The following is a 16,382-nucleotide window of genomic DNA, read 5'->3' on the forward strand; positions in this document are numbered from 1 at the left end:
CTTAAGAAACCCGGTTTCTTCAAGTATCTTGCTTAAATGACGCAATTATGTTAAGAAACCGGGTTTATGGGTAGGTAATAATGAGGTTGATGGGAAGCGCGAAATTGTGGAAAGTAAACGACAATCCACGAAAAATTTAAAGTCTAAATATCTGAGATTTAAAGGTGCATGGTATTGAATACTGTTTTGGTAGCGATCGACAATTCAGAGTTAGCGACTCAGGTATTAGAAGTTGTAGGACAATTTCAGCTAGAACCGACGGCAAAGGTGATTCTAGTTCATGTTGTCACTTCTGGTACGTCGGATTTTGACGCGGTTGTCGATCGACCTCACGCTCAAGGAAATGAGATTGCTTACCGAGAGGTGGAGAAGTTGCTGCAATCTTATCAGGAAAAGTTGCCTTGCCAGAGCGAATTCGAGATTGTTTCGGGACAACCTGCAGAAGAAATTGTCCGTTTGGCTAATATTTATAAGGCTGATTTAATTGCGATCGGCTGTCGGGGTTTGACTGGTTTGAAACGGATTTTGGAGGGTTCGGTGAGTGCTGAGGTTGTGGCTGAGGCTCCTTGTTCCGTGTTGGTTGTGCGGGCTAAGTAAGGGCAATTGAACCGCAGGGATGGACAGGCGAGACACTTGTTCCACGGAGATTGACAGGCGGGAGGTCTGTTGCACAGAGATTGACAGTAGCTAAAACTTGTAGGGTGTGTCAGCCAAGAGTTATTGAATCTGCAGATAATTATAATGCGCTCTGACGCACGGATACAACTTTTTGTTTATTTATCATTGTTAATTGTTCTAAAAATTTGAGACTCCGTTTCAAACAGTAGTTAGAGTGTCAGCAGGATAAATGGTTGATTGGACTGTGGCTTGAGTCTATCGTCGGTTAGATAGGTCTCGCCAAATCCGCCTTTTCCCAATAAAAGGAGGTGTAATCTCCGGCAATAGTTGGTTTTAGAGTTACTTTAAAGCCACAATAAATTTTTATAATTAGCACACACTCCGATCCAATTCGGCGTGTTTATGAAACCGTTTAACAAGCACTTTTATTAAAACTTACTAACTGCCAAGGCTATGACTAAAAAACCGCATCCCTTCATTCCGCAAATTCTGGCGCCTGCTTTGACTCTTTTTGGAGTGGTGGCTTGTGCGACGACAGCTTCTACCTACAACAATCTGGGTAATGTCAAGTCAGTCCTAGGGAAAGACGAAGAGGCGCTCTCCGATTATACTAAGGCGATCGAGCTCAATCCCAAAAATGCTGCTGCCTACAAAAATCGGGGTGATGCCAAGTTTGTGCTAGGGAAACCAGAAGAGGCGATCGCCGCCGATTATACTAAGGCGATCGAGCTCAATCCCAAAGATGCTGCTGCCTACAAAAATCGGGGTGATGCCAAGTTTGTGCTAGGGAAACCAGAAGAGGCGATCGCCGCCGATTATACTAAGGCGATCGAGCTGAATCCCCAAGATGCTGAGGGCTACTTGAGTCCGGGTTTATTGAATTTTATCTTAGACAAAAAAGCAGAGGCGCTCGCAGATTTTAATCACGTTATAGACTTGCATCCCAAAGATGCTTCCGCTTACAATAGTCGAGGTGATGCCAAGTTTGCCCTAGGAAAAACAGAAGAGGCGATCGCAGATTATAATAAGGCGATCGAGCTAAATCCAAAAGATGCTGATGCCTACAACGATCGCGGTTATGCCAAGTCTGACCTCGGGAAAAAAGCAGAGGCGATCGCAGATTATAATAAGGCGATAGACCTGAATCCCAACGATGAGTTTTTCTACTTTGTTCGGGCTAATGCCAAGTCTGACCTAGGGAAAAAAGAAGACGCGATCTCGGATTATAGTAAGGCTATAGACCAGCAGGGTAAGCTCATCTAATTGGGTATAAATTGTACTTGACAAAACAAACAAAATACACAGGGTAGCGTGTTCGTCATTAACAGTTGTATAATGCCTCAAAAGCTAAGTCATCAAGGTAAGGAAAAGTTTATGGGTAGGAGTAAAGGATTCGCTCCCTCTGGCGCGAGCGGAAAAATCCTAGCTCGCTCAACAAGCCAAAACCAATCTCTATCGAAGATTTACAAGCTGGCTTTTCAAATTATTTTGATGAGGTACCAGACCCAAGAGTGGAGCGAACCAAACACCACTTAATCAAAGATATTCTCGTCATTGCCTTATTAGCTGTGATAGCCGGAGCCGGCGGGGTGGGAAGACATGAAAAATTATGGAATCAGTAAGCTTACCTGGTTACAAAAGTTTTTAAAGTTACCCAATGGTATCCCAAGTGACGATAGATTCCGTCGGGTCTTGGAAAAGGTAGATCCCAAAATTTTCTCTTCAAAAATTGCGAACATGGATTAACAAATTAATTGAGTCAGTTGCTCAAGAAATGAGCCCGATTGATGAAAAAAGTCTCAGAGGGTCTTATGACCGAGAAAAAGGGGTAAAAAACTTACATTTAGTGACGGCATGGGCGAGTAAACATCGGTTAGTCTGGGGATAAGTTAAAGTTGAAGACCATTCAAATGAAATCACAGCGCTCCCGGCCTTATGGGAATTAATTGACATCACCGGAGCCATTATTACGATTGATGCGATGGGGACTCAAGCCGAGATTATTCGGCTGATTCGTCAAAAAAAAGGCGATTATGTAGTTACTTTAAAAAGTAATCATCCAACTCTTTATAATAAGCGTCAAAACCTGGTTTGAGATGGCTAAATCTCAACAGTTTTAGGGAATTGAAGTGAGTCAGGATTCCCGAACAGAAAAGGGACATCCGGAGCGTCGAAATTAGAAAAGTTTGGGCGGTGCCAGTGGCGGCATTAGGAGGACTTTATAAACAAGAAAAATGGACAGATATTCAGACTATTGTTTTGGTAGAACGAGTCCGTCATCTTGAGAACAAAACGACTAACTCCTGTGCAGTTTTATCTAAGTTCTTTACCAGTGGATGCTCAGCTTAATGGCCGTGCCATTCGTCAACATTGGCGGATTGAAAACCAAGTTCATTGGACTTTTGATGTCACTTTTAATGAAGACCAATGCCGCATTCGGTCGTTAAACAGCCCTCAAAATTTGGCTCTTCTAAGACGAATGGCAGTTAATGCCATCAATCAAGAAACTACTCAAGGAGCGTAGTGTGCTACAAAAAAAGAAACGAGCGGCGATGAATGATGACTATATGATGCAGATTCAAAGAGTGCTTGTGTCAAGCCTGATTGAGATGCTCTTACCCTGACCTTTTTATTCCTCTCTTACACAGAGAGCAAGCGATACCAGCTAGGTGCTATAGTTTCCTCTATATTTAAAGGAAGCAGGGCTCAAACAGACGCCGGGGCGCACGATATCGACCCACCGTTTGAAACATACGGCGGGAATGCTGGCGCTGCGAGCTGGGGCAAAACTGCGGCAAGTGCATGACTTGTTGGGGCATAAAGACCCCAGGACGATCTCTATTTATACTCATGTAGCGCAGCGGTGGGCAAATAATCCGGCTCTGAAATTAGGGATTACAATTGGGCAGTAAACGACCGGAGCTACTTTTGCCCTGTTTTTCCCACTTTACTCCCAGTTACCTAATGAATCCAAAAAACCCTGAAATAGGCGAGCAAATTGCCCAACGTATAGCCAGCTTGCCCAGCGATGACCTGCTAAAGCAAGCTCAGACACCAGCTCAGATAGAGGAATGGTACAATGCTAGAAAAATCCAGCTTCTTCTGGCTGAGTGTTGGAGAGCAAAGTGGCTCATTAAGAACTATTATCCAATTGAAGAAGTGCTATATCTTTAGGAAAATGCCAAAAAAGCAAAAATCTGATTTCAAAGTTTTAAAATTTCTAAACTCGAATCCACTACATTTTAACAGTTTTAATTTATTATTAATTACCTCAACATTTGAGATTTGATGCCAGCACAAATGAAGCGAGCGCCCACTTTCGCAGAGCCCCTCAATGAAGCGAGCGCCCACCCCTCCACTATGTCAACCAAGCGATCACACTCCATTGAACTCACGTTAAATTATATTTAAGTTATAGGATCGAAACCGTAAAATTACTGAGGCAAAACTAAGATAAATCAATTATGATTATAATTATAAACTTTCTGCTGACAACCAGGAAAAAGCCATGTTTATTATTGCAGGTTATGAATACTTAGAAAAAATTCACGATAGTTTAATAACTCGGGTTTATAGAGCGCGGAGACTTCTAGATCTTCAACCTGTTATTATTAAAATTCTTAAAAAGGCATATCCTTCCAGTCAAGACATTTATGTATTTAAACATCAGTATGAATTGATAAAAGACTTAGATTCAGAAGGCATTATCAAAGCTTATAGCCTAGAAAAATCTAACAATTATATAGCTATAGTTTTAGAAGATTTTGGTGGGAATTCACTGAAAAAATTTATTCATTCTGGTAAAAGTATAGATTTATTTGTATTTTTGCAAATATCAATAGGATTAACTAAAGCTTTAGAAGAAGTACATAAACTCAATATTATACACAAAGATATCAAGCCAGATAACATCATTATCAATGATCGAACATTAAAAGTAAAGATCGCAGATTTTTCAATTGCATCACTTCTTACGCAAGAAAAATATTTGGTCAGCAATCCCGATCGATTAGAAGGAACTTTGGCCTATATGTCCCCAGAGCAAACGGGTAGGATGAATCGGGCGATTGATTATCGTACTGACTTTTATTCTTTGGGTGTCACATTTTATGAAATGCTGACTAGACAGTTGCCATTTCCAACTAGAGATGCGATGGAACTCGTTCACAGTCATATTGCCAAAATACCAGCTTTACCCCATGAACTAGATCCAACTATCCCGAAAGTAATATCTGATATCGTGATGAAATTACTAGCCAAAACTGCAGAAGATAGATATCAAACCGCTTATGGAATTAAGGCAGATTTGGAAGCGTGCTTAACTAAACTACAAACTAATGGAAGAATTGAAAATTTCATTCTCGGTCAGCATGATGTTTTTTCTAAATTTCAAATACCCCAAAAGCTTTACGGTCGCGATGGAGAAATTGCTACCCTAAACGCTGCTTTTGAAAGAACCAGTCAAGGTAAGAGTGAGATGATACTTGTTTCCGGTTACTCAGGCATCGGCAAGACAGCCTTGATTAGTGAAATCGAGGGACAAATTGTGCGGCGAAAGGGTTATTTTACTTCTGGAAAATGCGATCAATTTAAACGTGGTATTCCTTATGCTGCACTAATTAAAGCTTTTCAGACCTTGATTCGCCAGCTATTAACTGAAAGTGAAAAAAAAATCCAAATCTGGAAAGAAAAATTATTAAAAGCTTTGGGTACAAATGGCAGAGTTATTATTGAAGTCATTCCTGAAGTCGAATTAATTATGGGCCAGCAACCCCCTATTCCTCAATTAGAACCTGGAGAATCACAAAATCGATTTTATTTAGTCTTTCAAAAGTTTTTGGGTGTTTTTACCACTCACAAACATCCTCTAGTTCTTTTCATAGATGATTTACAGTGGGTTGATTCTGCTTCATTGAAATTACTCCAGCTACTAATGATGTCATTAGATAGTCAATACTTTTTGTTAATTGGAGCCTATCGAGATAACGAAGTTAACGAGACTCACCCATTGATGTTACTTTTGGATGAAATTAAAAAAGCTGGAGTTAAGGTAAATCAGATTGATATACAACCTTTAGATACTGTTCAAGTTAATCAATTAATTGCGGACACTCTTCACTGCGAATTAGAAACTGCGTTGCCTTTAGCAAAAATAGTCTTTAATAAAACGGCTGGCAATCCTTTTTTTGTAACTCAAATACTTAAAACCTTCTACCAAGAAAACCTAGTTTCATTCGATCCAAACGCTGGTATTTGGGAGTGGGATGTTCAAAAAATTAAAGAAGTTAAAATTACGGATAATGTTGTTGAATTAATGGTTAACAAAATTCAAAAACTGCCTAATTATACGCAAAGTGCTTTAAAAGTGGCAGCCTGTATTGGGAATACATTTACATTAAACGATTTAGCAATTGTCAATGAAAAATCTTTATCATCTACAGCAAACGAGCTTTGGCAAGCACTTCAAGAAGATTTTATTTTTCCTTTAAGCGGTGCTTATAAAATTCCTCTGACTGATGATTTAAATACGTCATCATCATTAGTTGAAAAAATCGAAAACCAAAGTAGTTTACCTCTAAATATTGAGTATAAATTTTTGCACGATCGCGTTCAACAAGCCGCTTATTCTTTAATTCCAGTAGAACAAAAAAAAGAAATTCATTTAAAAGTCGGTCAACTATTACTAAATAATACTAAAACACCAGAAATAGAAGATAAAGTTTTTGATATTGTTAATCACTTAAATATCGCTACAGAGTTAATTCTAAGTGAAAAAAGCAAACAAGAGCTAGCTGAGTTAAATCTGTTATCTGCGCGGAAAGCAAAGGCAGCAGCAGCTTATGAACTCGCGCAGAGATACTTAAATTTCGGACTACAATTACTTGCTGAAGATAGCTGGCATAGTAATTATGAATTAACTTTTTATCTGCATATAGAAGCAGTAGAAGTAGAATATTTAAATGGTAACTTTGAAACTTCAACTTCCCTTGGTGATATTATTTTAAAACAAGCTACTTCGCTTTTAGAAAGAGTCAAAACATACGAAATAAAAATTCAATTTTATATTTCTCTCAATCAGATGCAAGCAGCACTTGACACATCATTGTTAGTGCTGGGAATGCTAGGAGAACCTTTAGTTGAAAAATTGCCTGAAGAATTAGATATTGGTAATTTAAGCAATCTACCCGAAATGGCTGACCCTGATAAACTTGCAGCCATGCGAATATTAGTTAAAGCGATAACACCTGCTTATGTAATGAATCCAGCACTTTTACCGCCGATCGTGTTTACGATGGTCAATATTTGCATTAGACATGGAAATTCATCACTATCTGCTTTCGCCTATACTTTTTATGGACTGATCCTTTGTACTTCAATAGATAATATTGAAATTGGGTATCAGTTCGGTCAACTAGGAATAAATTTAGTGGAAAAACTCAATGCTAAAGAAGTTAAAGCTAAAGTATATGAATTATTCTACGGTCACATCAAACATTGGGTAAGCCATGCTAGAGAAACCATAGAGCCTTTACAAGAAACCGTTCAATATGGTTTAGAGAGTGGCGATTTAGAGTATGCTAGTTACGCGGCTATTTATACTTCAGTTTATCCTTTTTTTGTAGGCGATAATCTAAATGAAGTGTGTGCTAAACAAACTATTTATACAAACACATTAGTTAATTTAAAACAAAATTACTTTAGCTTTGCTATTATAATTTGGCGAGAGTTAGTTTTGAAGTTATTAAATAAAACCGAAAATGAATGTAGAGCAATCGGTAATTTGTTTGATGAAGAAGCAATGCTACCTATTTTTACTGAATCAAACAATGGTGCTTTACTTTTTTCTACTTATTTTTCCAAATCAATATTTTTATATTTACTTCAAAACTACGCAGAAGCAGTTAGTTATGCAAAGCTAGCGGAGCGGTATTCTGGTTATTTAGCTGGCGTAATACATACAGGAGAACAAAATTTTTACTATTCTATGATTTTACTTGCAGGATGTTCATTTTTAGAAGAATCCGAGCGAGAAATCACCCTACAACAAGTAGAATTAAACCAAATTAAATTAAAAAAATGGTCGTTATGTTCTCCTAAAAATTACGAACATAAATATTATTTAATCGAAGCAGAAAAAGCTAAGTTCTTAGGGCATATATTACCAGGAATGGAATATTACGATCTGGCAATTCTAGGAGCAAGGAAACAAGGTTATATTCCCGAAGAAGCAATAGCAAATGAAAGAGCATCAGAATTTTACCGCAGTCTTGGAAGAGAAAAAATAGCTCACACATACTTAGTAGATTCATACTATTGTTATGTTCGTTGGGGAGCAATAGCAAAAGTTAAAGATTTGGAATTACGATATCCGCAATTACTATCTTTAACGTCTAACGAAACTTCTAGTCGAGAACTAAATGTTACGACAAGTTCTGCCAGCTTAGGAACTAAAGCCGATGTTTTAGACTTAGCAACTATTATCAAAGCATCGCAAGCTCTTGCTGGCGAAATTGTACTTGATAAGTTTTTGGATAAATTACTAAAAGTTTTAATGGAAAATGCGGGCGCTCAAACTAGCTGCCTTGTTTTAGAAACCGATGGTATTTTAACGCTCAAAGCGACTGGTAATGTAGAACAAGAAAAAATAACTTTGTGGCCATCGACATCTATAGATAATAGCAAAAATTTACCAGTTTCTTTAATAAATTACGTAGCCAGAACTAAAGAAAATATTGTTTTAAATAATGCCGCACAAGAGGGAATTTTTATCAAAGATACCTATATCATTAAAGCTAAAGTTAAATCCATTTTATGTGCTCCAGTTATTAATCAAAATAAACTCATGGGGATAATTTATTTGGAGAATAATTTAACTGTTGGTGCATTTACATCTGCTCGTTTAGAAATCGTTAAAATTCTTTCAACACAAATAGTTATTTCTTTAGAAAATGCTTTGCTTTATAAAAATTTAGAAGAATACAGCCGCACGTTAGAAGAAAAGGTGGAAGAACGCACATTTGAACTAAGCGAAAAAAATGATAAATTAAAAGACCAAGCAATTAAATTACAAAAAGCTTTGGATGAACTAAAGCAAGCTCAAGCACAACTTATCCAAACTGAAAAAATGTCTAGTTTGGGACAATTAGTTGCTGGTGTTGCTCACGAAATCAACAATCCGGTTAACTTTATTTATGGTAATTTAAACCACGCCAAGGAATATAGCGAACAATTATTACATTTAATTACGCTCTATCAACACAGCAATTCTAGTCCTAAGCCAGACATCGAAGATTATATCGAAGAAATCGATTTGGAATACTTACTTGAAGATTTACCTAAAATATTTTCTTCAATGCAACTGGGCGCAAGCCGTATTCGCGAAATCGTTTTGTCACTCAGAAATTTTTCCCGTTTAGATGAAGCGGATATGAAATCAGTAGATGTCCATGAGGGTATTGAAAGTACGCTACTAATTTTGCGAAACCGTTTGCATAAGAAGGCGGATCATTCAGCAATTCAGGTAATTAAAAAGTATGGAAAACTGCCATTAGTAGAGTGTTACCCAGGTCAATTAAACCAAGTATTTATGAACATTATTGCTAATGGAATTGATGCGTTAGAGGATCGCGATACCCATCAGTCACCCACACAAATCAAGGAAAATTATAGCACGATTCTTATCGTTACAGAAGTAATAGATTGTGATCGGGTAAGAATACGCATTGCTGACAATGGGACTGGCGTAACAGAAGAAGTGCGTAGTAAACTATTTGACCCATTCTTCACAACGAAACCCGTTGGTTCTGGTACGGGTTTGGGCTTGTCTATTAGTTATCAAATTGTGGTAGAAAAACATGGCGGACAACTGAACTGCGTTTCAGCACCAGGTCAAGGTGCGGAGTTCATAATTGAGATTCCCGTCAACCAGCAAAAGCGCCGAAAGTAAAGCTCATTAGGGGAGATTTTATTTATTTAAATCTGAAGGGATTAAATACTTTTTGATCGGTACTAAATTTGTTGTTTTTTTAAATTTAGAGGCTACTATATTTAGTAGCACTACTAAAAGCCTACACGCTGTCCGTCAGGTCCAATTGCGTAGTAGACTTAGTATAATTACTTAGAGGAAGCATCAAATGTCCGATCGTTTGAAAGGTGGAACTCTTCATCAACTGTTTGAATCTCAAGTGGAGCGTACACCGGATGCGGTGGCGGTGGTTTTTGAAGGACAACAATTAACTTACCGAGATCTGAATTGTCGAGCTAACCAGCTAGCACGCTATCTTCAAAATTCGGGTGTAAAACCAGAAGTGTTAGTAGGTATTTGTGTAGAGCGATCGCTACAAATAGTAGTGGCTATTCTAGCAGTTCTTAAAGCTGGTGGTGCTTATGTCCCACTCGACCCCACATATCCTCAAGAGCGGTTAGCCTTCATGCTAGAAGATAGCCAAGTATTATTGCTGCTGACTCAAGCATCCTTAGTCGAGTCTATCCCCAAACATCAAAGTCGCATTCTCTGTCTCGACACCGACTGGGAAACAATTAGTGGCGAGAATGAGGAAAACCCTGATACGGAAGTAAATACTGAAAACCTAGCCTACGTACTTTACACATCTGGTTCTACAGGAAAGCCAAAAGGAGTTTGTTGCAACCATCTCGGTGTGATTAATCTATTGGCAGATTTCGATCTCCGCCAGCCACTCTCTGTAGGAGATGCCTGTAGTTTATGGACTAGCTTAAGTTTTGATGTTTCGGTTTATGAAATATTTTCATGTTTATTAACTGGAGGAGCGTTACATATAGTTCCAGAGTGCATACGTTCTGATGCCAAGATATTTATTGAATGGCTGGATTTCGAGAGGATTTGTAGCGCTTACATTCCACCTTTTATGTTAAACGCTTTATTTGATTATTTTAAAAAATCACCAGAGGAATCTCATCTGAAAAGATTACTCGTAGGAGTAGAACCCATTTACGAACAGCTTTTAGCGTCAATTAGTAAAAAAAATACTCGCTTGCAAATTATCAACGGTTACGGGCCTACAGAAGCTACGATTTGTGCCACTTTATATTCGGTCGAGCGCGAAACAAATAACCAGAGAAATACCCCAATCGGTAAACCAGTCCAAAATACAGAAATTTATTTGCTAAACGAGGAAATGCAGCCAGTTTCTACTGGTGAAACTGGAGAAATTTATATCGGTGGTATTGGTTTAGGCAGAGGGTACTTAAATCGTCCTAATTTGACTGCTGAAAAATTTATTCCCAATCCCTTTAGCAATGAACCAGGTTCGCGCCTATACAAAACTGGTGATTTGGCTCGTTATTTACCAGACGGCAATATTGAATTTGTAGGGCGGATCGACCATCAAGTAAAAATTCGCGGATTCAGAGTAGAATTAGCAGAAATTGAAGCATCCTTGCGACAACATCCTGACGTGCGGGAAGCCGTTGCGATCGCACGCGAAGACGTACCGGGTGACAAGCGTTTAGTCGCCTACATCGTCTCTAATCTCATCCCGGAACGGATACCTTATCAAAGTCCTTGCTTGGTTGGATTTGATGGGAATCGTACTATAGAAGTAACCACCGAAGACATTTCAATAGGTGGTATTAGCTTAGTAGGAATGACAGAAATTTTAGAGCGAGGTAGTCGCGTCCGCTTGCACCTAGAGCTACCAGAAAATGCTCAACTTTTGTGGGTAGAAGGTAAAGTAGTATGGCAAGAAGAACAGCAAACGGGGATTCAGTTCGAGCTAACGCCAACACAGCAAATTATCATCCAACAAAGCTTAGATTATCTCCTAGAAAAACAGAAACTTTTGAAAGTTTTGCAACGCAGCGTTACCCGTACCCTCCGTAACTTCTTAAAACAGAAGTTGCCCGAATATATGGTGCCTTCTAACTTTGTTATCCTAAAAGAATTGCCGCTAACTCCAAACGGAAAACTGGATCGTCAAGCGCTACCGTCACCTAGACAAATCACAAATGAACTGTCAAATAGCAATATAGAAACTGTAACTGATATTGTCTATAATTCCGATGTTTTGGAACTGGAACCAGAGCTTGAGTTAATGCCTTTTGTTCCGCCTCGTACTCCGGTTGAAGAAGTGCTAGCAATAATTTGGGCGGAAATTTTAGGTTTAGATAGAGTTGGAATTTATGACAACTTTTGGGAATGCGGAGGACACTCCTTACTAGCTGCTCAAGTTATCTCTCGCATCCGAAATACGCTTGAAATAGAATTGTCTCTGCGTTCTTTGTTTGAAGCACCCACCATAGCCGAATTAGCCCAGCAAATAGAAACAGAACTTCAAACAAACTCAAGGTTACAACTTTCTCCCATCGAAGTGATTGACCGCAACCAGAACTTGCCTCTCTCTTTTGGCGAACAACAGTTGTGGTTTTTGGCACAAGTGGAACCGGGTAATCCTTTTTATAACGAACACTTTACAATTTACTTACCGAGTTCAATCGATCGATTAGCGTTAGAACAAAGTTTCAACCAAATTATCGATCGCCACGAAATTCTGCGAACCAACTTTTCTGTCTTCGATGGGCAACCAATTCGGATCGTTCAGCCAAGTTGCTATTTAGCTCTGCCATTAATTAATCTTCAAGAAATAGCGTCAGAAAGCAATCGCGAAACGGAAGCTTTGCGGTTGGTAACAGAAAAGGCACGGCAACCTTTTAATCTTACCTCTGATTTGTTACTACGAGCTACGCTAATTCAACTCAGCGAGACGGATTACAGACTATATATAACCGTACATCACATTATTTTAGATGCTGTTTCTCTATACAGCGTGCTATTTCCCGAACTGGTAGCACTCTACGAAGCTATTTGCGATCGCAAACCCTCCTCCCTGCCAGAATTAACCGTTCAGTATGCCGACTTTGCCTACTGGCAGCGGCAACAACTACAAGTAGAATTACTGAAGCCACAGCTAGCTTACTGGAAACAGCAATTAGCAGATTTGCCTCCGCTACATTTGCCCACCGATAATCCACGACCGCCAGTTCAAAGGTTTCGAGGTGCAATGCAAACTCTGGCACTCTCCAAGAGTTTAACTGAGGCTTTGAAAGATTTTTCTATTCAGGAAAATGTCACTTTATTTATGACATTAATGGCGGTATTCAAAATTTTGCTCTACCGCTATTCGGGACAAGAAGATATTCCCGTCGCCACTGTTACTGGTGGGCGAAACCGACCGGAAATTGAAGGATTAATTGGGTACTTCCTCAATACGGTGATTCTGCGTACTGACCTTTCTGGTTTTCCCAGTTTTCGACAGTTACTTTCCAGGGAAAAAGAAGTAGTATTAGCAGCTTATTCTCACCAAGAATTGCCATTCGAGAAGTTGGTAGAAGCACTTCAACCAGAAAGAAAGGTGGGTCAGAATCCATTATTTCAGGTAATGTTTATTTTAGAACCGCCGATCGTAACTTTGGATTCTGATGATTGGCAAGTTCGCCAGATGGATATTCATGCTGGTACGTCGAAGTGCGATTTGTACTTAGAATTGGATGAAAGACCGGAAGGAATAATTGGTCGTTTTGAGTACGATACCGATTTATTTGAGACCACTACTATTTCCCAAATGGTTGGGCATTTTATCACTTTACTGGAAAGCATTGTTGCCAATCCAGAGCAGTCTGTCTCGAAGTTGCCTTTGTTAACAATTGCCGAACAAAAGCAGTTGATAAATTGGAATGCTACCGAGGCAAACTATTGTCAGAATAAGTGCGTTCACCAGTTATTTGAAACTCAAGTAGAACGAACTCCCGATGCGGTAGCAGTTATCTTTGAAGGGAAGCAACTCACTTATGGGGAGTTGAATCAACGGGCGAATCAATTAGCTCATCACTTACGATCGCTAGGAGTTGTACCAGATACGGTAGTAGGTATCTGCGTAGAACGATCGCTGGAAATGGCGATCGGGCTTTTGGGTATCTTAAAAGCAGGTGCGGCTTACTTACCTCTCGACCCGGCTTATCCGCAAGAACGGATAGCTTATATGCTGGAAAATGCCGGAGTTCCAGTAGTGCTAACTCAGGCAAATTTATTGCCGCCACTATTAGAGTATGGGATACCAGCGATCTGTTTAGATCGGGGCTGGAAATCGATCGCCCAACGCCCGCAAGATAACCCCTCCACAGCCGTATTACCCGACCATTTAGCTTACGTTATCTATACATCAGGTTCTACAGGCAAACCTAAAGGGGTGGCAATGAATCACCGTCCCCTAGTAAATCTGATCGATTGGCAATTACAAAATTTCGCTTTTCCTGCTACTAAAACCCTCCAATTTGCCCCAATTAGTTTTGATGTTTCTTTTCAGGAGTGTTTTTCCAGTTGGTGTTCTGGCGGTACTCTAGTGTTAATTGCAGACATTATTCGGAAAGATGCAGTAGCTTTATTGCAACTTCTGCAAGATGAAGCGATCGAACGTTTATTTCTTCCTTTTATTGCCCTTCAGCATCTAGCTGAGGTTGCTGAAGAACGAGGAACCGTACCTAATAGGTTGCGAGAAATTATTACTGCTGGTGAACAGTTGCAAATTAGTAGAGCGATCGTCAATTGGTTTAGTCAGCTAAAAGATTGCACTTTGCACAATCAATATGGCCCTTCTGAAAGTCATGTTGTAACGGCATTTACTCTCACGGGTTCACCTGAAAATTGGCCTAAATTGCCCTCTATCGGTCGTCCTATTGCCAACGCCAAAATCCATATCCTCGATTCACAATTACAACCAGTACCAATTGGTATTCCCGGAGAACTTTACATCGGCGGTGTTAGTTTAGCCAACGGTTATATCAACCGACCAGATTTAACATCCCAACGGTTTATTGAAAACCCATTCTTAAATAGTGATGAGTTTTTAGTTTTGAGTTCTGAATTAGAAGAAAACTCAAAACTAAGAACTCAAAATTCCAACCTGTACAAAACTGGCGATCTTGCCCGCTATTTACCAGATGGTAACATCGAGTATATGGGTCGAATTGACGACCAAGTAAAAATTCGCGGCTTTCGGATTGAGTTAGGAGAGATCGCAACTGCTTTGGCACAACACCCAAACGTAGCAGAAGCTGTTGTTACTGTTAGGGAAGATATACCAGGCGACAAGCGTTTAGTTGCTTATGTAGTTGCCTCCAAAAAATTAGCATCTTCTCCGAACGAACTGCGGCACTTTTTGCAAGAAAGATTGCCTGAATACATGATTCCTAATGCTTTTGTATTTTTAGAAGCACTGCCTTTAACTCCTTCTGGAAAAGTAAATCGGCGAATCTTACCAGCGCCAGAAGGAAATCGAGAAGAACTAGAAACAGCATTCATTGCGCCTCGTACTCCTGTGGAAGAAAAGTTAGCTGAAATCTGGAAAAAGATTCTCGGTATCGATCGAGTTGGCATTTACGATCGCTTTTTCGATCTAGGCGGGCATTCTTTAAAAGTTACTCAGCTAATGTTTAAAGTGAAAGATGCTTTTCAGGTAGAAGTATCGCTGCGACAATTTTTTGAAGTACCGACTATTGCTGGAATTGCGGATGCGATCACTCTCGCTAGTCAGACAGATTCCACTTCTACATCAGCGGAAGAAGAAACGATCGATCTAAATGCGGAAGCAATCTTAGATCCTACCATCTCTCCGGAAAGTATTAATTTTGAATGGGATAAAGAACCATCCCATATCTTATTAACAGGAGCAACTGGATTTCTCGGTACTCACTTACTTAATGAGTTACTAAAGAAAACTCCGGCAAATATTTATTGCCTGGTAAGAGCATCCAATCTCGAACAAGGCATAGAGAAGATCCAAAAAAGTCTTGAACGCTATGTACTTTCTAATCCACCTATTAGCAACCGCATCATCCCAGTTTTAGGAGATTTATCTCAACCCTTCTTAGGACTTACATCAAATGAATTTTATGCCCTGGCAAGTAAAATTGATGTGATTTACCACAATGGTGCATCAATCAATCTGGTTTATCCATACTCTGCATTAAAAGCAGTAAATGTTTTGGGTACTCAAGAAGTATTGAGATTAGCTTGCTTGGTGAAGATAAAACCAGTGCATTTTGTTTCAACTGTCGCCGTTTTATGTACACCTTCTTACTATCAGGTAAAAGCTGTTTACGAACACGACAAACTCGGGAATGGCAATGAACTTACACAGGGATACGATCGAAGTAAATGGGTTGCTGAAAATTTAGTTATGACTGCCCATTCTAAAGGGCTACCTGTTTATATTTATAGACCTGGATTCATTTCAGGAGACAGCCAAACGGGTATTGGCAATACTGCCGATTTAATCAGCAGAATGCTTAAAGGCTGCATTCAAATGGGAAAAACACCTGATTTAGAAATCCTGTTAGACATGACTCCGGTGGATTATGTCAGCCAAGCGATCGTTCATTTATCCAAACAAAAAGAATTGGTCGGTAAAGCTTTTCATTTAGTTAATCCTCACCCCATTTCTTGGAATCAGCTTTGCGATTCAATTCGCTCTTTTGGCGACTCCCTTGAACGCATTTCTTACGAACAGTGGCACTGCGAGTTATTAAAAGTTGTTGATAATTCACCAGAAAATGCTTTGCATCCACTGGTCAGCCTTTTCTCTGATGAAACCGTATCTGCACAGACGATTACACTTCCTTGCTTTGATTCTCAAAACGCGATCGATGGTTTAGTTGGTAGCTGCATTAGCTGTCCACCTATAGATGAAAGATTGTTAAATACTTACTTATCGTACTTACTGAAGTTTTGA

The 16,382-nt window shown here is 39.4% G+C and carries 5 protein-coding genes and 2 pseudogenes; all 7 read left to right on the forward strand.

Features of this window, described 5'->3' with window-relative positions:
* Positions 1 to 168: 168 nt before the first annotated feature.
* Positions 169 to 597, forward strand: a complete 429-nt coding sequence (locus QUA04_RS07365) for a universal stress protein (protein ID WP_333255268.1) — start codon at positions 169 to 171, stop codon at positions 595 to 597.
* A gap of 474 nt (positions 598 to 1,071) precedes the next feature.
* Positions 1,072 to 1,881 (forward strand): tetratricopeptide repeat protein, encoded by an 810-nt coding sequence (locus QUA04_RS07370; RefSeq protein WP_333255270.1) that lies wholly within the window; start codon positions 1,072 to 1,074, stop codon positions 1,879 to 1,881.
* 128 nt (positions 1,882 to 2,009) lie between these two features.
* Positions 2,010 to 3,242: pseudogene (locus QUA04_RS07375) on the forward strand (ISAs1 family transposase).
* Between the two features lie 78 nt (positions 3,243 to 3,320).
* Positions 3,321 to 3,530: pseudogene (locus tag QUA04_RS07380) on the forward strand (tyrosine-type recombinase/integrase); the annotation flags it as partial.
* A gap of 52 nt (positions 3,531 to 3,582) precedes the next feature.
* A complete protein-coding gene (locus QUA04_RS07385; protein WP_333255272.1) occupies positions 3,583 to 3,792 on the forward strand; it encodes a hypothetical protein in 210 nt (69 codons plus the stop codon).
* A gap of 334 nt (positions 3,793 to 4,126) precedes the next feature.
* Complete coding sequence (locus QUA04_RS07390; RefSeq protein ID WP_333255274.1) at positions 4,127 to 9,565, forward strand: AAA family ATPase; 5,439 nt, start codon at positions 4,127 to 4,129, stop codon at positions 9,563 to 9,565.
* Between the two features lie 187 nt (positions 9,566 to 9,752).
* Positions 9,753 to 16,382 carry an amino acid adenylation domain-containing protein gene (locus QUA04_RS07395; RefSeq protein WP_333255276.1) on the forward strand — a complete coding sequence of 2,210 codons (6,630 nt, stop codon included), beginning with the start codon at positions 9,753 to 9,755 and terminating at the stop codon, positions 16,380 to 16,382.

Origin of the sequence: Microcoleus sp. S13_C5 (genome assembly GCF_036700845.1) — a bacterium.
Taxonomy (GTDB): domain Bacteria; phylum Cyanobacteriota; class Cyanobacteriia; order Cyanobacteriales; family Microcoleaceae; genus Microcoleus.